This is a genomic window from Mesorhizobium sp. WSM1497 (genome assembly GCF_001672455.2).
Taxonomy (GTDB): Bacteria; Pseudomonadota; Alphaproteobacteria; order Rhizobiales; family Rhizobiaceae; genus Mesorhizobium; species Mesorhizobium ciceri.
On the sequence record NZ_CP021071.1, the window covers coordinates 45,960 to 66,758 of the forward strand.

A 20,799-nucleotide genomic window follows, 5' to 3' on the forward strand; every position below is an offset into this window, starting at 1 on the left:
TCCAGATTTCGCGCTTTGTCCGAAATTTGTAGCATTCTTCGGACGAAGCTCGCTTGCCATTGTCCGAAACTTGTCGCATATTTCGGACATGACAGCGGTCGAACACGACACCGATATTCGCTCTCGCGTGCTCGCGCGCATCCAGTCCAAGCCCGAGGAGGTCTGGACACCCGGCGACTTTGCCGATCTCGGTACCCGTTCCGCGGTGGACAAGACCCTGCAGCGACTGGCAGCGGCTCAAGAGCTTCGCCGGATTGACCGCGGTCTCTATGACCGCCCGCGGACCAATACTCTGACCGGCCGCGCCACCGTGCCGGACTATCGCGCCGTGATCCGGGCGGTGACACGCCGCGACAACGCGCGCACCGTCATCGATGGCATGACGGCCGCCAACGATCTTGGGCTTACGACGGCCGTACCCGCGCGGATCGAGGTACTGGTCGATGCGAGATTGAAGCCGATCAAACTCGGCAGCCAGGAAATCTATTTCAAGTATGCGGCGCCGAGCCGCCTTTATTGGGCGGATCGACCGGGAATGCGGGTCGTCCAAGCCCTGCATTGGATGCAGGATATGCTGACCCAAGACAGCGAGCGCAAGCGGATCGAGACTGCTTTGCGCCGCCTGCTTTCCGACCCCAAGCACGGCCAGGCGATCCGCGAGGATCTGCGCGCCGGTCTTTCAGCCGTCCCGATCTGGATGCAGGAGTTCCTCCGCCAACTCCTCAACACAACAGCTGGGCCGGAGGGCAAGCCATGACGACCGCCGCCTACCGTCAGATTATTGCCGCACCGCCGCGTGATCGGCTCGATCTATTCCTCGCCACGGCCAACCGCATCGGCGCGCCGGTCGGGAATGTCGAAAAGGACTTCTGGGTCTGCTGGACCCTCAACGCGCTTTATCACGAACGGCCGGCAGGAGAACCGCGGCTGCTCTTCAAGGGCGGCACGTCGCTGTCGAAGGGCTACGACCTCATCAAGCGCTTCTCCGAGGATATCGACGTCACCGTGTTCCGCGATGACCTCGAGGAGCCTGCGTCGGTCGAAGAGCTGGAGGCATTGTCGAACAAGAAGCGCCGCGCCAAACTGGACGCGATCCGAGATGCCTGTCGCGCCTATATCACCGGCCCGCTCAATGCGTTCCTCGCCGCCCAGTTGACAGAGGTCACCAAAGGGGCGGGGCGCGTGGAAATCGATGACGCCGATCCCGATCGGCAAACCCTGCTGCTTTGGTATCCCGAAGTGGAGCCGCGCGATGGCGCCTATGTCCGACCGGCGATACGTCTTGAATCCGGCGCAAAATCAGCGCTCGATCCCCATGGGCCTCTTACGATTACACCCTATGTCGCCGAGGAAGCAGCCGGCGTTGACCTCGCCGTGCCGGACGTCACCACGATCGAGGCGACGCGGACCTTCTGGGATAAGGTGGTGATCGCTCATGGGCTGCGCCGCTGGTATGAGCGGCGTGGTGAACTACGGCAGGAAGGTCAGCGCGTCTCGCGGCATTACTACGATTTGCACTGCCTCATGCAGTCGGAAACCGGGAGAGCGGCGCTCGCCAACCTCGATCTTGGCGCCGATTGCGTGCGTCACGCGCGCATGTTTTTCGATCGGCCGGACTATGATCTTGCCTCGGCAGTGCCGAGGACCTTTGCGATCGAGCCCGCGACCAAGATGGTCGATGCGCTTGCGCGCGACTACGCCAACACGACTGCGATGATCTTCGGCACCCCGCCAAGCTTTGACGGCATCCTAGCCTCGGCCCGGCAGATCGAGCAGAGCATCAACGGCGGGTAATTGTTCGCAGCCGCGTCCGCCTTCTCTCCAATGCGCGAGCCATCTTTCTTGCGGCCCTCAAATCGTCGAGAGTCGGCTGCCACCAAACTGCTCCATCGATCTTCGTCTTGGATCGCGAGGGCCAGGTCTTGATGAGCTCATCGAGGTCGGCGGGACGCCATCGCCCCCAGACATAATTATGGTGGTCTGGAAGGTCGGAGTAGTGGGAACGAAGTATCTCGCCGTCGACGGAGTCACCATCGCATCCGACGAAGACGACGACACCAAAGCTTCGTGTCATTACGGGCCGGCCAAAAGGTGGAAGATCGGCGGGGTCGAGCGGATAGCGCCTGCGGCGGCGTTCTATAGCACGTGCACGTGACGCCAGGTCTTGCGGAGACCCGCGCCTCTGCGCCGCGCGCTGCTTTCGCGCTTCGGGCTCGTTGCGAATGGCGGCAGCCTCGATTTCCGCCCAGCGTCGATGCAGTTGTTCGTAGGAGCGAAAAGGCACTGTCCAAGCGCGCCTGTCGGGATCCCAGGACGCAAACGGCACGTCGCGCATCGTGTTTACCACCGAGCGAGAATATGGTGTTTGCACCTCCAGCCGATCCTGGTGCACGAGCAGGTACTTGGAAACGATAGGATCGAAGGCGTAGGCGTCGCGTCCCCTGCTGTCAGCATGCACGTTCGATCCGGCTAATTCTTGCTCCAGCCAACGATTGAAACGCCGAGCGGCGGTCTTTCCCGGGACAAACCAGGCCTTGAGTTCATCGCTCCAACGGGCCCGGGGAAAACTCTTCCGGAAGCGTTCGACGGTGATCCTGTCATAGGGGAACGAAGCCGATGCGCCCGTTGGGACATCGTCATTGGAACTCGACCCATCCGTTCTCTTCATGATCATGGCGCGCCGCACCTCACCGCATCTCTGCCAGGAGAACGCTTTACGAAGGCGCAAGTGCCCTTGGCGTCGATGTCGGCGAGAAGTCCCCATGTTGCAGGAGCCGAACGGGCCTTACCTTAGTTCGCGAGGGCTTGGTCGATAGCGCGATCGGCGATCCAGCGGCCAATGCAACGAGGTCTGCGCTTTTCTCAGAAGGCCGAGAGGCCGATCAAGCTGGATCTGCGCCAGCTTTCTTGATTCGACACCGGCCGCTCCTCGGCCGTTGAACGAACTGTCCGGTGTCAGGGCGAAACTGCCTGGAGCAGCCATCGCAAACAAGCTCAAAGTTGGCTGGATGATGATCGTTGCTGTCGCAAGATCTTAACGGTGAAGGCCTCCGCGATCTGCGGTGGAACGTCGCCACCCGCATCATCCCTCACAACCCAGCACAAGGAGTGGCTTGGCTGGCGTCAGATTCGATGCCGGAGCGCCTCCACGATCACCGCCATCGCAGGCGAGAGCTGCCGCCTGCTCGGGTAGTAGAGGTGATAGCCCGCAAATGGCTGACTCCAGTCGTCAAGCACCAGCCTGAGGCGTCCGCTGGCGATGTGGGGGCTTACGAGATTTTCCGGGACATAGGCGATCCCGCAACCGCGTATCGCAGCCTCGATCATGGGTATGGACGAATTGAAGGTAAGTTGTCCTTCTACCCGCACGCGAAGGTCGCGCCCATCCCTGGCGAATTCCCAGGCATACAATCCGCCGAAAGTCGCCTGTCGCATGTTTATGCAGTCATGATCGACCAGATCCTGGGGGGTGGTTGGCACCGGATGGTGGGCAAAGTACTCCTCCGAAGCCACGGCCACGAGCCTCCAATCCGGACCGATCCGCACCGCGATCATATCCCTGTCGATGCTCTCGCCCAGCCGCACGCCTGCGTCAAAGCGCTCCTCCACAATGTTCTTCATGCCGTTGTCGCTGTAGAGCTCGACGCGCACGTCGGGATAGTCGCCAAGCACGGGCTGCAGCTTCGGCCAGACAGTCGTCTGGAGCGCATGGTCGGATAGCGTGATGCGGACCGTTCCGGAGGGTTTGTCGCGAAAGGCCACCAGGCTTGCAAGGTCGGCCTCGATTTCGTCGAAGCGCGGGCCAAGAGATTGGAAAAGCCGCTCGCCGGCCTCGGTCGGGGCAACGCTCCGCGTCGTGCGCGTCAGCAGGCGGACGCCAAGACGAGATTCCAGCTCCTTGATCGTCGAACTCAGAGTCGACTGCGAGGTTCCGAGCTTGGCCGCCGCCCTGGTAAAGCTGCGTTCCTGGGCGACCGCCACGAACCACAGAAGATCCTTCATGCCATCCCGCTGCATAGGTCACCTCCGACGGCATTTATATCACAAGCAGATAAGTCCATGCGAATTCCTCAGTCTAATAGAATGGGTTCCGCGGCGATATATTCCGGGCATGGCGACGGGGATCGCGGCTGATCCGCTCCCGGTCGCCTTGCAAGGATGCCAATTATGGAAACAACCTACGACACAAGGTCCCTCAAAGACCGCGCCGCATGGAGTGCGGTGCTTTCGATGGCGCTGTGCGTCTTCGTGCTTATCGCGTCGGAATTCATGCCGGTCAGCCTGCTCTCCCCGATCGCAGCCGATCTCAACATCACCGCAGGCCGCGCCGGACAGGCGATTTCGGTTTCGGGTGCTTTTGCCGTCGTGACCAGCCTCTTGGTCGCGGGCCTCACCCGGCGAATTGACCGCCGGCTGGTCGTCACCGGCTTTACGGTTCTCCTGATCGTATCCGGGCTCGCAGTGACCTTTGCGTCGAATTTTGCACTTCTCATGGTTGGCCGCGCGCTGCTCGGTGTCGCGATCGGCGGCTTCTGGTCGATGTCGACCGCGATCGTCATGCGCCTCGTGCCGCAAGGCATGGTTCCAAAGGGCCTCGCCATGCTGAACGCCGGCAATGCGATCGCGGCCACGATCGCCGCGCCGCTAGGCAGCTTTCTTGGCGCCTATATCGGCTGGCGCGGCGCTTTCTTTCTCGTCGTGCCGCTCGGTCTGCTGGCGCTGGTCTGGCAGTGGATCAGCCTTCCAGCGCTGCCCCCGCGCCAAAGGAAACGTCCAGGCAATCCGCTGGCGCTGCTGGGCCGTCTTCCAGTCGCCATCGGCATGGCGTCGATCATGATGCTGTTCATGGGCCAGTTCGCGCTTTTCACCTATCTGCGCCCCTTCCTCGAGAGCGTCACCCGGCTTGATATCGCCGCGCTTTCGGCGATCCTGCTGGCGATGGGGCTGGCGGGGGTCCTCGGTACCTGGTGCGTCGGCCGGCGTTTGCGGACGCGCCTGTTCGGCATTCTCATAGTCATCCCGCTGGTCATGGCCGCGCTAGCAGTTGCGCTCGTCGCCCTCGGCGCCTCGCCAGTTCCCACAGCGCTGCTGCTCGTTGCCTGGGGTTTCTTCGGCACGGCCGCGCCCGTTGGTTGGGGCACGTGGCTCAGCCGCACGTTGCCGGACGACGCGGAGGCTGGCGGCGGGCTGCAGGTCGCCGTCATCCAGCTCGCCATCACCGGGGGCGCCGCCATCGGCGGCACGCTCTTCGATACGGTCGGCTGGTGGGGAGCGTTCACTTTTGGCTCGGTGTTGCTCTGCGGATCGGCGCTCGCCGCCTTCGCCGCATCGCATATGGCCCGGAGATCCTCGCAGTGATCATCGAGCATGCGACGCTCAGCCGCCGGACATTGCTCGGCGCCGCGCTCGCGGTGACGGCCTTGCCGCGCGCAGCCGCCAGCCGAGAGAGCAAGGCCCCAGTCAGCCAGGAGCCCGACATGAAGATAGGGATGACTTTTAACGGCCGCACCATGACCGCCACGCTCTACGACAATCCGTCGGAGCGCGACTTCTTCTCCATGCTGCCGCTGGACCTCAAGATCGAGGACTACGCGCATAACGAGAAGATTGCCTATCTGCCGCGCAAGCTAACGGAGGAGGGAAGCGGTCGTTCGCCAACGAGCAGCCCTATGACCTCTGCTATTTCATGCCCTGGGGCAACCTGGCGATGTTCTACGATGACTACCGCCACCCCGGGCTGATCAGGCTCGGCCGTTTCGACGAGGGCGAGCAGGCCCTGCATGTGCGCGGCGAGTTCTCGCTCCGCATCGAACGCATCTGAGGACACAAGGGAGATCAATGATGGACATTCTTCGCGCGGGCAGCAGGGCTTCCGGCAAGGGACCGGCTGACTGGTTCACCGGCACGGTGCGGATCGATCCGCTCTTCAACCCTTTCGACGCCGCGCGAGTCCAAGGCGCTCAGGTGACCTTCGAGCCCGGCGCGCGCACGGCTTGGCATACTCATCCGCTTGGCCAGACGCTGATCGTCGCCTCCGGCCGAGGCCGCGTGCAGCGCGAGGGAGGCCCGGTCGAGGAGATTAGGCCCGGTGACGTCGTCTGGTTCGCGCCGGGAGAGAAGCACTGGCATGGGGCGTCGCCCAAGACAGCGATGAGCCATATCGCGCTCCAGGAGGTTAAGGACGGTAAGGTCGTCGACTGGATGGAGCATGTGACGGACGCACAATACGGCGCCTGAGAAATCAAACCATCAACTTTGGAGAACTGCCATGATCAAGGACAAGGTCGTAATCATCACCGGAGCTTCATCGGGCATCGGTGAGGCAACCGCGAAGCAGCTCGCGAACAAAGGCGCCAAGGTCGTGCTTGGCGCGCGGCGCGCTGACAAGCTGAAGCGGATCGTCGACGAGATCGCGAACAACGGCGGTCAGGCGGCCTACAAGGAACTGGACGTGACAAAGCAGTCCGACAACGACGCTATCGTCGAGTTGGCCAGGAACGCGTTCGGCCGCGTCGACGTCATGTTCCTGAACGCTGGCCTCATGCCGATCTCGCCACTATCGGCACTGAAGACCGACGACTGGCACCAGATGGTCGACGTGAACGTCAAGGGCGTCCTGAACGGCGTCGCCGCGGTGCTGCCGGAGTTCCTAGCACGCAAATCCGGACACATCATCGCCACCTCTTCAGTCGCCGGGCTCAAGGCCTACCCGAACGGCGCGGTCTACGGAGGCACGAAATGGTTCGTGCGCGACTTCATGGAAGTGCTGCGCATGGAGTCCGCCATGGAAGGCACTAACATCCGCACCGCGACCATCTATCCGGCCGCGATCAACACGGAGCTGCTTGAAACGATCAGCGACGAAGGTACGGCCGCCGCGATGCAGAACACCTATGACAAATACGGAATCTCGCCGGACCGGATCGCTGACGTCGTTGCGTTCGCCATCGATGCACCGGAAGAGACCACGATCAACGAGTTCACTGTCGGGCCCGCCAACCAACCCTGGTGATCCGAACTGAAGCCTCCGCCAACTAACGTCATCAGATTGCTTCGACGAATGACACACCTGCCGACATCGTCAACACCATTGCGTTCGGTCGCGGTTACCCTGCTGCCAACCATGGGGGCGGTGTTGGCCGGGTTTGTTGTCATCGGCGCAGCGTTGCCTGTTCTTCCACTGCACGTCAGCCACAATCTGGGATTCGGTAGTGTCGTTGTCGGCCTAGTTGCGGGAACGCAGTTCGCGGCATCCCTGGTCTCACGCGTGTGGTCGGGTTCCTTTGCGGACGGGAACGGAGGGAAACGAGCCGTTCTCGTGGGCCTGGTTACGGCAGCGGCTGCCGGGCTGCTCTATCTCCTGTCCGTGGCCGTCGCGCGTTCGCCCGTTCTCTCCGTCTCGATCCTCGTCGTCGGACGCGCGGTGCTGGGCGGTGCCGAGAGCTTTATCATCACAGGTGGCGTGGCCTGGGGCCTGGCGCTCGTGGATGCCGGGCATTCGGGGAAAGTCATTGCATGGGTCGGCACTGCGATGTTCGCGGCATTGGCCTTCAGCGGACCATTGGGAACCATGTTGTTCACAGCCTACGGCTTTGCGGCGATAGGGCTGCTGACCACACTATTGCCGTTGCTCGTCCTGGGATCACTCATGCGAGCGCCGAACCCTCGGATACAGTTGCGGCAGAGAGAATCCGATTTGAGAGCGGTTTTTGACGCGGTATGGCTGCCAGGACTTGGTGCGGCACTCGCCAGCGTCGGCTACTGCTCAGTCCTTGCCTTCAGCTCCCTTCTGTATGCCGACAATCATTGGCGACCGGTCTGGGTTGGATTTACGGCGTTTGGAGCTGCGCTGATCGCAGCGCGTATGGTCTGCGGTCATTTGCCTGACAGATACGGCGGTGCAAAGATCGCCCTGCTGTTCGTGCTCGTGCAGTCAGCCGGGCTTCTGCTCATCGGGTTGGCACGAAGCAGTGTGCTTGCTTCCTTCGGAGCCGCGCTGGCGGGTCTAGGCTACTCCCTGGTCTACCCCGGGCTTGGCGTGGAGGCGGTTGGTGGCACATCTCCGGAAAACCGCGGCTTGGCGATGGGCATCTACACGGCCTTTCTGGACGTCGCGATGGCTCTAGGAAGCCCGGCGTTGGGATGGGCTGCCGATCGAGCAGGTTTGAGCGTTGTCTTCTTTATCAGCGCCGGTGTCACCTTTTGTACAACCGCCATTGCATTGCATTTAGCGTACAATGCCCGTGGAGGCCGACAGGCGCATGGCTACCCACGTCCGTTAAACCGGCCAAAGTAGCCATTCAATCGCAAGGTTGAAAATGACCGCGTGCGGCGCGACGGCGACCTCCCGAGCGGTCGCCTGCAACGTCGGCTTTCGGAATAGGCAAAGCTGGCCTCTAGGTCCGGCTTCAGGCGCAAAGCTGACGCCAAAGCCGGCGCTTGGAAATGTCGATTAGACTAGCTAAGGGGAAAATCGAACAGCACGGTATTTCCGCAGCGCATCAAGTAAAGTCCAATCTCATCCGAGCTCATGGACCGCTACGCCCGGCACTACAGTCTTGGCGATCTCGCACAGGTGCTGGTGATGTGTCAGGTAGATTACCTGTCCTGCACTTGCCATCTCCCCAAACAACCTGAAAACCTCCTCCGACCGGACATGGTCGAAGGTCTCCATGATGTCGTCGGCGATGAATGGTACTGCGGGTCGAAACTGTGCGAACTCGTAATACCCGGCAAGCCTGAGCGCCAGGTAGAGCTGAAAACGTGCCCCTTTTGACAGCGCGTCGGCGACCTTGGATTGCCCGTCGCGCTGCAACGCGATGAGCACTTCCCCACCCTTCACGGGCTGGGTTGTCAGGCCAGAGTACTGGCCGCGCGTCATGAGAGCGAATGCGTCCGATGCGCGCTCCATCATCCCGGAGCGATGACGTTCACGGTAGACGCGCAAAGCATTGCCAGCCGACATTATTCCCAATTTCAGCTCGATATAGCGGACGGCCTTTTCCTCGATTTCCAGAAGGACGGTGCGCCGTTCGGCATCTATGCGGGCAACAGCACTGTCGCCGACAATAGCGTCCAGCTTGTCGGTCGCGCGCGTCTGCCGAATGAGCTGGTGCTGTATTGCCTCGTCAGAAGCGCGAATCCGTTGCTCGGCTTCCGCCTTCTCGATTGCGATACTGTCGAGATCGACACCATCCAATATCGAACGCGCCTGCTCGAACCCTTCCACCGCGAGCTCGGAAAAAACCTGCTCCTCAAGCTCGGCCACGGTTTTGCGCAGGCGATCCCTGTCGCGCAGCAGCTCATCGCGTTGCACGACGTCCGCTAGCGTGACCACGCCAAAGACGCTTAGGACCTCGTTCTTGCGGCGCTCATGTGCCGAAACCTCTGCATCGAGGATCTCACGCTGATCCTGCAGGCGCTGCAGGTCATTGACGAGGCTTGCTTTGGCCTCGCGCATGCGCTCGGCGCGCTCCAGGCGCTGGGCAAGGCGGATCGCCAGCTGTTCCGGTTCGTCGTCGTCCGCCTCGCCCGCATCGGCTGCAACGGCGGTAACCTCGACCAGAAAATTGTCCCTGTCGGCCACCATCTTTTCGATGCGCAGTTGCATGGCCTCCCGGTCCTGAAGGCTCTTGGACAGTTCAGCCAGTTGATCAAGGACGCCGCCCATGCCGGGCACCGAGATGCCTCTCTCTAGCCAGGTCCCCTTGAGCGCTTCGGCAATACCGGCCTGCCATTCATCCTCACGTCGCTCCGCGACTTCGACAGCGCGGCGCCTGGCGGCCAGATCCTCTTGCCTTGTTCCAACCGTCTTGAGCGCCTCGGTGCGCTCTGCGTCCACCTTGAACTGTCTCTCAAGAAACAGCTCTGCCACGGCCATGACCGTCTCTAGGCTGTCACCAACATCCGAACCGACGCCGACGCTCGCCAGCGCGCGGCTCAATTCCAGGCGTATTCGACCTTCCTCATCAACCGCCCGCTCGGCCTTCTTGCGCGAAAGCTCGATCTCCTCCCAGGCCGCGAGCGCATCGATGCGGGCAGCGATACGATCCTCGATCAGTTCGATCAGCTGTTCGGGGGATGTTTCCTGGCACGGCCCGAGCAGCTCTCTGGCGACTGTGCGTATTTCCAAGAGCACAGCCTCCCGATCTGAGCCATTCCGGGCAAGTTGATCACGCGCATGCGCGATAGTGGCCGCGGTTTCTACGAGGTTGCGGTTTGTGCTGCGAATTTCGACCAGTTCCCGAGCGTTGGCCAAACGGCCTGCGCCGACACTGTCGTCTCGGGCCAGTGTTGCCGCGAAATCATCCGCCGTTTCCCCAGTCAGGTCATGGCGATGCCTTGCCCAGGCGTCGTCGCGGGCACGCCGAATGACGTCGGCCGCATCATCGTCGGTGACATCGACAGAGGCACGAAGGGCTTCCAGCCGCGCCGAAAGCAAGTCGTGATTGCCCTGGTGCTCGGCAAGACGATCGGAAAGGACGCCCCTGCCCTTCCCGAGCTCTGCTGCCAGCGCCTTCCATGCGCCAAGCTGCGCAGCATTCGGAATGGCGACCCTGGCCAGTGCCTGAGAGTCGCCCGACCAGGGGTGCAAACGCGCGATCGCGGCCTGCCATCGAATTGCACCTGCATCGGCGGCCTCGCGCGACTCCTTTGTCTCCCTCATGTAGCCGCTGGCCTTGGCCCTAGACAAAGCCGAAACCAGCCTTGCCCTGGCAGGCTCCGGCACGGCCCGTTCTTCGCCGACCCGGTCGCGTGCCGCCTGGAGCGCGTCAGCGGCTGCCGCGGCCTCCTCGCGCGCAACGCGCACGCTGGTAGCAATCCCGGATCGTTGCTCGACCATGGTGCGCACAGCGCTAATGGTTGCAGCAGGCAAGAGCAGTTTGGCAGGAACTGGCTCGGAGGACCTTCCAAGGGCGGCAAGACAGTTCGCCACGGAATTGTCGAGGATTTGCAGCTCCGTCCTGCGACTTGGCAGGTCCAGGCCGGCCGAGACGTGACGCACCTTGCGGTCGGCCAGGCCGCGAACCCGTTCGGAAATCGCAAGGATCACCACGTCCACGTCGACCGAGGCGATTTTCGATGTCACCCGTTCGAGCTCGTCCTGGTTCGCGGATAGCCGCGTTCTCAGGCTGGCGTCGGCCTCGATCATGTCGGCGACACTGCCGGTCCAGGTCCGTGCCGGTGAAGCGATCTCAGGCAAATCGGCCAGTTGGGCTTGCTTACGCCGGATATCGGCAAGAATCGGGATCGCCCGAAGATACTTCGCGATGGTCTCGAGCCGAGCCGACAGCACCGACCGTTCGGCGATGCTGCGGTCGTATTTTTCGGTCGCGTCGAGACGCTCGGCTTCAAGGCTCTCATAATTCGACGCCAAGGTGTCGACCGCGTCCTTACTGGCCTTCAGTTCCGCAAGCCGCTTCTTGAGCAGCGCAAGTTCGGTTCCGTGTGCCTGTTTGCGATAGAGCCTGTCCGCTTCGGCCTCGAGCACGCTCAATGTATCGCTTGCGTGCCCGAGGCCGGCGCTGGCCGTGAACAGCAGCTTGCCCAGGTCGCCGCGCGATTCCAGGATTGATTTTCCACCTGCTTCCAGCGTTTCGTCGTCCAACGAGAACATGGTCTCGTATGCGTCGCGAGACAGGCCAGCCAGATGTGCCGATATCGCCATTTCGCTGACCGGCTGGCCAGTCTCGTCCAACAATGAGTTGGTGCGCTGTTTCGTGCGTGTGAAGGTGTGCTCCGCGCCGCCGAGTTCGAGCACCCCGCCGATGCGCATCGCACTGTACTCGTGCAGGAAATTGTAGCGGCTGCGTTCCTCGATGCCGAACAACAGATCAAGATAGCCAGAAAGCGCGGTCGACTTGCCGGTTTCGTTCAGGCCGAAGACGATATGCAGATCGGGACCGGATTCCGGTTTCGGCCCGAAGTCGATCGTCCTGTCGGTGAACTTGCCGTAGCGGATGAGGTCAAGGCGGCGCAGCCTCATTGTGATCCACCGGCCTTGAGGCGGGCGGTGACCAGATTTGCGCCGTTGGCAAGCACCCGATCGAGGAACAACTCCAGCTCAGCCTCGTCCTTGCCGGCGAAATCGCGCCCGTCAGGCGGAAGATCCGCGACCATCTTCTGGACCAAGGCCCTCGCCTCAGCTCGGAACGCGTCCGAGCCGGCATCGGCGCGCATGGATTGAGCGAGCTCGAAAATCGGGTCGGCGGCTTCCTCGCAGGTCTGGGATGTGGATGGAGACACTTTGAGCTCGAGCTTCTCCACCCAAGTGTCTCCCGTCTGCTCCGCGGCCTGCTCGGCCTCTGCGAGCAGCAGGTCGCGATCACGGATCAAGGCCCAGGACAAAGGTGACGCACCGGTCAGGTCGAGACGAACCACGGCATGACGGGATTTGACAGAGGCGCGAACACGTTCGAGTGCGGAACGGACTCGTCCGACGACATCGGACCATTCCTCCATTTCGGTCAGGTCGACATTCACCCTTTCGAATTGCGCGATGCTGGTCAGCCTCTCCTCTATCTCTACGGTGCGGTCGTCTCGTATCGTCACCAGGGTGACGGATTTCTCCCCGGCCTCATTGATGTCCCTGCCCTGTGGAATTCCCGGCATCACCACCGTGCTCGCCCCGGGATGGACCTGGCGGACATGGATGTGCCCAAGCGCCCAGTAGTCGAAGCCATGGGCATGCAGGTCGGTGGCGTTGCAGGGGGCATAGACGTCGTGGCCGGGCGATCCGGCCAGGCTGGTATGCATAATGCCGACATTGACCGCGCCTTCACGCGGCACTGAATACTTGGGCAGCAGGCTGTCCGGCGCCTTGGGGCTGGCAAAGCTCAAGCCATGAAACATGACGTCGAGCCCGGCGGCTGTCTGCAGCACGGACTGGGGACGGCCACCGAATATCGTGACCGTCTCCGGGAACACCAGCTGCTTCGATATGCGCGATAGCGCGTCATGATTGCCACGGATCTTGAAGACCCTAATGCCGGCCTGGTGCAGCCGTGTCATCTGCGACGCCAGGAAGCGGGCGGTTTTCATCGACGTCTGATCGCCGTCGTAGAGATCGCCGGCAATGACCAGCGCATCGACACGTTCCGCAAGGCAGAGATCGACGATCGAGACAAACGCTTGGCGACTGGCGTCTCCGACGAGTTCGGCAAGGTCGCCGTTTCGTAGGGCCAGCGAGCGCAGCGGCGAGTCGAGATGAATGTCGGCGGTGTGAACGAATCGAAATGGCATGGGGAAGTCTCCGGTCACAATTATAGGAGTGTTCGACCGCGGCTCGACAGGAAAATCTCAAGATAGGGGTGTTGGTGTTCGGGTATAGGTCGCCCTTGAGCAAGGTTCTTGGCTATGTGCCGGGGTGAGGCCATTTCGCGTTGACAGGGAGTTGCAAAACACCGCCCGAATGTCGAACATTCTCGGGATCGCGATTGATCCTTAGAACCCGGGAGCCTGTCTGGGGGCAATCTATCGGAGCGACTGCAGCGCCGGATGCCCAGATGCTACGGGTAATCTCGGCCGCAACGGAACTCGCCGGCGACCTCAAGCGAACAGATTGAATTATTGCACGAATTCAATGTGCCGTCCGGAATTATCTGTCGCTGTCCGGAATTAAGCCGGGCTGCGGAGGTCGTCCGCGGCGGCATTTCGGTGCTCGTGTAGAAGCCTGAGCACATCGCTACCGCACGACATGCCGCGAAGCGTGGTCTCTATCCGGGGAAGACGAATGCTGCCGAAGCCGCTGGTCCGGGCAGCGCAATTCTGGAGGAGATGGCAAAGCGCGCGAAGGGAGGTGTTCTCACCGTAGATAACAATCGCTTCGTAGGCGTCGGCTCCCTCAACGTTGTGTTCCGCGCCGATCCTCACGCAGTCCTCCCGCGTCGGCTGCCCGATCTCGAAACGCATGCCGATACGGCTTTCAATCTGATCCATAGCGTGGGTATCACGCCTCGTGCCGGCTAGCCGATGAGTGTTGCCGGCGAGCAGTAAAGCGAAGCCGCACCGCTCCTGAAGATGCAGCAGCTCCCGCAAAACAGTGGGTGTGAAGTTCTGATATTCGTCCACCAGCAACGGACGCGTCGGGCCGTATCGGGCGCCCAAAAAATTCATGCAATCCTTCGCAAGATCGTATGTGTGCTTGCTGTCCCTTTGGACGCCGTAGGCGTCATGCAGCATCAGGAACATCGGCCTGATAGCCTTGGTGTGCTGCGTAACCTCACAATAGGCAGCTCCGCTTTGAGCGGCTATCCAGTTGAGCGCTACGGTCTTTCCGAGTCCGGCTTTGCCGACCGCAAGCACCGGATATCGCATCTTGACCGCCGTATCGAATGCAGCGCGTACGGTGAGCGCAGCCCGGGTTTCAACGAACATCGTCATCCGACGATCCTCTTCACCAAATCCATCTGAGCGGCTATGCGCTCGTCCTGTTCGCGTCGGCGCTCTTCGGAGAGCAAAGGCTTCTTCGGCATCACGATCCGCGCCGGCCGCTTCGCCGGATCGTAAGAGACGATGCCGACGGGCTCGTTGGGGACCGTGTCAGGCTGGGCTTGGCCGCGTGCGATCAGGCGTGCAGCCACGTCGATATCAGGCGCTGACCGATCGAGGTCACGCACCGCCTGCCGATGCACCTTTGCGCGTTCGGCTGATGCTTTTGCGCCGCGCTTGTCGAGCGGATGGAACTCGACGTCGGGAGAGGCTATGCCGACTCGTTCACCATAGCGGTCAAGCAGCAGCAACTCGGCCGGTGTGTGATAGGCCGGCACACGAACCCAGATCTTCTCGTACTGGTAAGCCTGCAATTCCAGGCATGTCCAATGACGGCCACCGACCGATATCGCACCCTGAACAACCGACCGCTCTTCGGTTCGCGCACATGCCGCGCGCACTTCATCGCGGCTCATCGCAGTCGGTGCCCATCCGGCCCCAAGGTGTTTGCGGAATGTGGCTTCAGGTGAGAGACCTTTGAGCGCGCTCTTTTTGCCCTGCGCAGTGTGATTATAGGTGCGCACGAAGCCTTCTATGGCCGGCACCACATCTTCGAACGCGCCGAACGGAGCCACCGTCCTGCCGATAGCCTCCTGCTTCTTGCTCATTCGGTTGCCGCCGATGTGGCCGCGCGCCGTGCTGAAATAGCGCGTCTCCAGATCGCCGAATAAACGCTCAATCGGCTTTGCGGAGGCGTTGTAGGGCAAAGCATTGATGACGTGGGTTGATCGGGACGGGCCATGGAAGCCCGGCACGGTAAGCAGCATGGCATCGTCCAGAAAGGCGGCGAAGCCGAATTCTTTGCCGTTGTCGACATAGAGCGACTGCGGCATGCCCCACGCTTCGATCATGGCCGCGAAGACTTCGATCACGTCGCGGTTTTGCACGCCGCCGCGCTTTTCGAAAAAGATCAGCCCTATCCAGAGGCGCTGCGTCGCCCAGTCTAGGAAGCCGATCAGCCTAGCAGTGGCGACAGTGCCGTCAGGACGAGTGAGGTGAATGTCGACAGGGTGAACATCGCCGACCACCAGTTCCATCGGCTGCATGCAGGCGACGGTGCGCCGGATACGCGGCCGGCGATCATCGTAAGCCTTATGGTCGCGCTTAAACCGGTGGACGTTTCGGAAGTGGAGTTCCGCTGAGACGAGGTCGGTTGGAATAGAACAAGCGCGCTCCATCTCGTTAGGATCGCCGGGGCGGAAGCCCCAGGCCCGAGTCGCGTCGATCAGGAACTTCTCGGCTTCTTGCAGGGTGTGGCCCCACGACATGCCGCCTTTGAGCAGGCCGCGGATTTCCTGCTTTAAGTCCTCCGCGATCTTTGCCTTGGTGGATGCGTCGAACGGGACCAGCTTGTCCCACCTCCGGCTTACGACGACACGCTTCTTGCCCCTGTCCGATCGACCATGTCGTCCGACCTTCATGTCTTCGTCAAAGCGTGCGGCATGGCGCTGCAGCGTCCGCAGGGAATAGCTGACCGCCGTGCCCTCCCAGTTCCGCGTTGGGTTGTCTGCTAGCTCGGCCAGGGCGTCGGTGCGGGCAGTCGATTTGACCGGATGCTGAAGCGCTGGCCTCAGGTAATCGAGCCACCACGTGTGCTCTGCCGTCCTGCCGGTGATTGATTTTGAGTGGTTTTCAACGAGGGTTTGAGAGACCTTTAAACGGTGCTGGTATTCGAGCGGCAGGGACGTGGAATTCACCTGATATTGCTCTCCGGCGTTCCCGCCGCGCCGACCATTGACCTTCCGCACTTCGAGTGAATTTTTTCGCCAGCGACGCCGACGAAGAGCGCGGTGAGCGACTTGCCGCCCAATGCCGACCAGCGCAGCAAACTCAACTGTGGTCAGCCACTCACTCATAGCTAGTAACCTGGCGTCGACGCGGGGCAATTCCTGAGAATTTTGTGGGGAAATGCTATATCGCGAACGTGTAGGCTATTTGACGATCGTCCCAGACCACCTCGCGGAGAGAATATCAATGTCACCCCCGGCGAGTGCGGGCGCCACTCGCTCAATGAGGGTTACCAAACCTGTCGCTGGAGGTTACCAATGCGCGTGTTGGTTGGCCTTAGGTTCCCAATCGTGGCTGCAATAGCTCAATCAAAACATCCGCTTAAGGTCAGTCGGGAATTGATTGTCGTTGGGGCATATTGGTAACCGTTGTCCAAAGGGCATTGGTAACCTCTTTGGACGAAAGCGGCGGGATATCATCCACTTAGAAGTCCGGCCGACGGCAGATAATTCTGGACTCTTGCCCTCACGACGACAGATAATTCCGGACGTCATACCACACTGCCATTTATGCGACTTTCGAAGCACAGACCGGGAACATCTGACCGTTTCTATTCATCACCCAAGGCCGGTTTAGCGCTGGAAAAGCCAAAGTGCGGGAGCAAGAAATGGCCGCAACGCGGCCGATAGCGGACTGACAGGTTCGATGCTTGGAGTATGAGAAGCGGCCATTCAGCCTCTCTACATTCTTTGCTGTGAGATTCCTTGCCTTCCTTTACGGGAACGCCAGCACGCTACTGCGACAACCAACCAATCAGCTGTTGCAGGCCAGGTTTGCGAGCTTTGCTTTTCGGGTACACGAAGCAATACGGCTCTCCCAGCGCGATTGTGATCTCGGACAAAGCAACGAGCTTTCCTGCGGCAAGGTCGTTCGCGGCCATCATTCTCTGCCCCAAGGCAACGCCCACACCGTCCCTGGTCATATCGAGCACCAAACTCGAGGATCCGATCCGGTATCCCTTCGAGTCGTCGGGGCGCCCAAGCCCGGCCTTGGCGAACCAAGCCTCCCAAGTGGGATGAGAAAAAAACATCGGACCCCAATTCGTGTGGATGAGATCCTCTTGGGAAACTGCATTCATGCCACGAAGCCGGGCGGCCGGATTACGCTCGAAGTAGGAAGGTGAGCAGAGGGGCAGCACCTCGTCATGACAAAGGGGCAGTGTAATCATTTCGGGATAGAGGCTGGAGCCGTACGAAATCCTGAGATCGATGTTGTGACGTCCGAAATTCACCGGATCCTGCTCGACCCTGAGATCAAGGCGAAGATTGGAATGCTGTAGCGCGAAGAGAACAAGTCGGGATTCGAGCCAACGTTCTGCGACGGAAGTGATCACGCTTATTACGAGACGCGACCGCGCCGCACCCGTGACTATCTGTTCGGTCATTGTGGAAATCAGCTGCAATGCCTCGGAAGTTCCGACGTGGATTGCCTGACCGGCATCCGTGAGAACCACCCGATTGTTGAAACGCATGAATAATTGCTTGCCGAAATAGTCTTCAAGATGTCGGACTTGTTGACTCACGGCAGCAGCTGACACGCCCAGTTCTTGCGCAGCCCCAACATAACTGCCGGCGCGAGCCGCAGCCTCAAAGGCTCGCAAGGCATTTAAGGGCGGCAATGGCAGCGGCATGCATTCGACCCTTAGTTTTTCTAGGCTAGGATAACATTTAGGCACGTTGAGAAGAAGAAGAGTTTAGCCAACGATCTCGCAAAAGGGAGATCGCATGGCGAACCTAGGGAAATGTTGTTGGTTGGGCCGGGCCGAGAGACGGTCGATGGGCGCCCAATGCCTGCCGATTGTGCTGTCGTGAGCGGAGAGCGGCGGGGCCGCCGGATGCCGGCGGCGCTTATGCCCGTCAACCAGATGCCATGGTCCCAGCCTCGCATGATGCTGGAGCCATCACGGATCTTATCCGACGACCATCTAGAGGCCATTCACAACAAATCCCTCTTGGTCCTAGAGGAGATCGGGATGGATATCCTGCTGCCCCAGGCGCGGGAGATCCTAGCCAGTGCCGGTGCCAGGGTAACCGGCGAAAGGGTACGGATCGGCCGAGAAATCATCGAGGCGGCATTGACGACCCCGCCTTCCGAATTCACCTTTTACGCCCGCAATCCGGCACGCAACATCAGGATAGGCGGCAAGTGGATCGCATTCGGCCCCGTCGGGGGGCCGCCGAATTGCTCTGACCTTGATAGAGGGAGGCGGCCCGGCACCCTTGCCGACAATAGCAATTTCCTCAAGCTCAGTCAGTTCTTCAACTGTGTCCACACATCCGGTGACGGTTCGGTCGACGCGCTCGATGTGCCGTCGCCGACGCGCCACCTCAACATTATGCGCAACAAGGTTCATTTCTCCGACAAGGTGCCTTTCGTCTACGCCACCGGGCGAGAACGTCTTCTTGATAGCCTTGAGATCACCCGCCTAGCTCGTGGGGTAAGCGTTGAGCAAATGAGCCGAGAGCCGTCGGCCTACACCGTGATCAACACCAACTCGCCGCTGAAACTTGATAACCCGATGGCCATGGGGATCATCGAGATGGCGAGGCGGGGTCAGATTTGCGTGGTAACGCCGTTCACCTTGCTTGGCGCCATGGCCCCGATCACCATGGCGGGGGCCCTGGTCGAGCAGAATGCCGAGATACTCGCCTGTCTGGCCCTGTCACAGCTTGCGATGCCGGGCGCGCCCTTTGTGTACGGCAGCTTTACGTCCAATGTCGACATGAGATCAGGAGCGCCGGCGTTCGGCACTCCCGAATACATGCAGGCGTGCATCATCGGAGGTCAGCTCGCGCGTCGCTATGGGCTTCCCTATCGAACCTCGAGCACCAATGCCGCCAACGGTCTCGACGCCCAAGCCGCCTACGAAACAGTGTTCTCCCTATGGGGAGCCATAATGGGTGGCGGCAATCTAATAGTCCACGCGGCCGGGTGGATGGAGGGAGGCCTTGTCGCATCGTACGAGAAATTTGCCCTCGACGCCGACCTCCTGCAGATGGTCGCACGGTTCCTCCAACCTGTGATCGTCGACGACGAAACAATGGCACTTGATGCGATCCTCGAGGTCGGACCAGGCGGCCATTTCTTCGGTGCCCAGCATACGCTCGCTCGCTATGCGACCGCGTTCTATCAGCCGCTCATCTCGGACTGGCGCAATAGCGGCCAATGGACCGAAGCCGGATCACCTCTGGCGCCGCAAAGAGCGAATGCGCTGTGGAAGCAGGCGTTGGCGGAATATCAGGAGCCACTGCTGGACGCCGCGATCTCGGAAGAGATCGACGCTTTCGTAGACCGGCGTGTGGCCGAGGGCGGGCAGATCACCGACTAAGGACCGCGCTACGGAAAATGTCGGACGCAGGGCCCGGCAAAAAAGGACATCCGGTCAGGTAGGAAAGCGATGGGACAGATTTTGAAGCTAGCACCGAAAAAAGCTGAAGAGCTGATTTTTGCAGCCCTGACCGGAGCCGGGACGACGGCGGAGAATGCTCGCTATTTTACCGAGGCCATTCTGGACACGGAACTTTCGGGCCTCGAAGGTCACGGTTTTTATTGGCTGCAATATTATTGCGAGCATCTTCATAGCGGCAAGGTTGACGGGAAGGCCAAGCCGTCGGTCAAGCGACTATCTCCAGTTTCTTTCAGGATTGACGCCAAAGGCGGGTTCGCCCATCCGGCGATCGAGAAGGGCTTCGCCAGACTGATTCCGGCCGCCGCAAAATACGGGATCGCCGGCATGGCCGTCCATAACTCGTACAACGCCGCCACACTTGGGTTTCATACGGGCTACCTGGCGCGGCACGGTCTGGTGGGCCTGGGATACACCAATGCGACGCCAGTTATGGCGCCCGTTGGCGGATCGACGCCAGTCATAGGGACCAATCCGATGTCGTTTGCCGTGCCTGGACCCGGGGGAAAGATCGCGTTCCTGATCGACCAGTCGGCTACAGCTGTAACGTGGACCGCGCTGAAACGCGCCGCCGAAGCCCATGAAACTATCCCGCTTGGCCGGGCGCTCGACAAATTCGGTGTCCCGACAACCGAGCCGGCCAAGGGCCTCGAAGGCTCCATGGCACCCACCGGGGGTTACAAGGGCTTCGGGCAGGGTCTGATCGTCGAGGTGATGTGCGCAGCGCTGACCGGTTCGAACCGAGGACCGCAAATGGGCTCCTTCATGGCCAACGATGGCAAGCCGATCGGCTGCGGACAATTCTTCATCGCGCTTGAGCCAAGGAAGTTTTCCGGCGGGGCGTTCGACGCAACGATCAGCGCGCTTATCAAGTCCATCATTTCGCAAAAGGGCGCCCGCTTGCCCTATTCGCGCCGGATGTCAAATCAAGAGCGCCTCAAGCGCGAGGGACTGGTGATCGAGCGCGCTGTCTACGACAGGCTCGAAGGCTTCGCAGCCGTCCCGGTAAATGCAAGCCGAACACGAAGCGGCGTGACCGTTGGCTAAGTTATTCTTATCCAATCAAAGATTTTGCCACCTTGAGTAAGGTCGGATGGGAAGCAACATTTCTGAAC

General features: G+C 60.9%; 15 protein-coding genes and 1 pseudogene. 9 read left to right on the forward strand and 7 right to left on the reverse strand.

What is annotated here, in order from left to right; genetic code table 11:
* The first annotated feature begins 88 nt into the window (after positions 1-88).
* Complete coding sequence (locus A9K65_RS32625; RefSeq protein ID WP_064992982.1) at positions 89-757, forward strand: DUF6088 family protein; 669 nt, start codon at positions 89-91, stop codon at positions 755-757.
* Positions 754-1,794: a nucleotidyl transferase AbiEii/AbiGii toxin family protein gene (locus A9K65_RS32630; protein WP_064992508.1), complete on the forward strand. Its 1,041-nt coding sequence runs from the start codon at positions 754-756 to the stop codon at positions 1,792-1,794. Before A9K65_RS32625 ends, A9K65_RS32630 begins: the two co-directional genes overlap by 4 nt.
* Here A9K65_RS32630 and A9K65_RS32635 read toward each other — a convergent pair.
* Positions 1,781-2,674, reverse strand: coding sequence for a hypothetical protein (locus A9K65_RS32635; protein WP_348629619.1), 894 nt, complete (start codon positions 2,672-2,674; stop codon positions 1,781-1,783). The genes A9K65_RS32630 and A9K65_RS32635 overlap by 14 nt on opposite strands.
* A 449-nt stretch (positions 2,675-3,123) precedes the next feature.
* Positions 3,124-4,017 carry a LysR family transcriptional regulator gene (locus A9K65_RS32640; protein ID WP_064992507.1) on the reverse strand — a complete coding sequence of 298 codons (894 nt, stop codon included), beginning with the start codon at positions 4,015-4,017 and terminating at the stop codon, positions 3,124-3,126.
* A gap of 150 nt (positions 4,018-4,167) precedes the next feature.
* Between A9K65_RS32640 and A9K65_RS32645 the strand changes: the two genes are divergently transcribed.
* The 5 genes and pseudogenes from A9K65_RS32645 to A9K65_RS32665 all read left to right on the forward strand — a co-directional run bounded on the left by A9K65_RS32645 (position 4,168) and on the right by A9K65_RS32665 (position 8,296).
* Positions 4,168-5,358 carry an MFS transporter gene (locus A9K65_RS32645; RefSeq protein WP_064992506.1) on the forward strand — a complete coding sequence of 397 codons (1,191 nt, stop codon included), beginning with the start codon at positions 4,168-4,170 and terminating at the stop codon, positions 5,356-5,358.
* A 53-nt stretch (positions 5,359-5,411) separates the two neighbouring features.
* A pseudogene (locus tag A9K65_RS32650) lies at positions 5,412-5,821 on the forward strand (cyclophilin-like fold protein).
* 20 nt (positions 5,822-5,841) lie between these two features.
* The gene (locus A9K65_RS32655; protein ID WP_064992981.1) at positions 5,842-6,237 is read left to right on the forward strand and encodes a cupin domain-containing protein; all 396 of its coding nucleotides are present in this window, start codon (positions 5,842-5,844) and stop codon (positions 6,235-6,237) included.
* 31 nt (positions 6,238-6,268) lie between these two features.
* A complete protein-coding gene (locus A9K65_RS32660) occupies positions 6,269-7,012 on the forward strand; it encodes an SDR family oxidoreductase (protein WP_064992504.1) in 744 nt (247 codons plus the stop codon).
* Between the two features lie 48 nt (positions 7,013-7,060).
* The gene (locus A9K65_RS32665; RefSeq protein ID WP_086081386.1) at positions 7,061-8,296 is read left to right on the forward strand and encodes an arabinose transporter; all 1,236 of its coding nucleotides are present in this window, start codon (positions 7,061-7,063) and stop codon (positions 8,294-8,296) included.
* A 222-nt stretch (positions 8,297-8,518) separates the two neighbouring features.
* Here the strand turns inward: A9K65_RS32665 and A9K65_RS32670 are convergent, their stop codons facing one another.
* The 5 genes from A9K65_RS32670 to A9K65_RS32690 form a co-directional block, all read right to left on the reverse strand.
* A complete protein-coding gene (locus tag A9K65_RS32670) occupies positions 8,519-11,986 on the reverse strand; it encodes an AAA family ATPase (RefSeq protein ID WP_064994411.1) in 3,468 nt (1,155 codons plus the stop codon).
* The gene (locus tag A9K65_RS32675; RefSeq protein ID WP_064994410.1) at positions 11,983-13,242 is read right to left on the reverse strand and encodes a DNA repair exonuclease; all 1,260 of its coding nucleotides are present in this window, start codon (positions 13,240-13,242) and stop codon (positions 11,983-11,985) included. The genes A9K65_RS32670 and A9K65_RS32675 overlap by 4 nt, the downstream gene beginning before the upstream one ends.
* Before the next feature lie 375 nt (positions 13,243-13,617).
* Positions 13,618-14,382 carry an AAA family ATPase gene (locus A9K65_RS32680; protein ID WP_157678591.1) on the reverse strand — a complete coding sequence of 255 codons (765 nt, stop codon included), beginning with the start codon at positions 14,380-14,382 and terminating at the stop codon, positions 13,618-13,620.
* Complete coding sequence (locus A9K65_RS32685; RefSeq protein ID WP_157678593.1) at positions 14,379-16,346, reverse strand: hypothetical protein; 1,968 nt, start codon at positions 16,344-16,346, stop codon at positions 14,379-14,381. The genes A9K65_RS32680 and A9K65_RS32685 overlap by 4 nt, the downstream gene beginning before the upstream one ends.
* 665 nt (positions 16,347-17,011) lie before the next feature.
* The gene (locus A9K65_RS32690) at positions 17,012-17,908 is read right to left on the reverse strand and encodes a LysR substrate-binding domain-containing protein (RefSeq protein ID WP_064994407.1); all 897 of its coding nucleotides are present in this window, start codon (positions 17,906-17,908) and stop codon (positions 17,012-17,014) included.
* A 234-nt stretch (positions 17,909-18,142) separates the two neighbouring features.
* On the opposite strand from A9K65_RS32690, the gene A9K65_RS32695 reads away from it, so the two are divergent.
* Positions 18,143-19,606, forward strand: coding sequence for a trimethylamine methyltransferase family protein (locus A9K65_RS32695; RefSeq protein WP_245322247.1), 1,464 nt, complete (start codon positions 18,143-18,145; stop codon positions 19,604-19,606).
* Positions 19,607-19,675: 69 nt separating this feature from the next.
* Entirely contained in the window at positions 19,676-20,731 is a 1,056-nt protein-coding gene (locus tag A9K65_RS32700; protein ID WP_064994406.1) for an Ldh family oxidoreductase, read from the forward strand.
* Positions 20,732-20,799 lie beyond the last annotated feature (68 nt).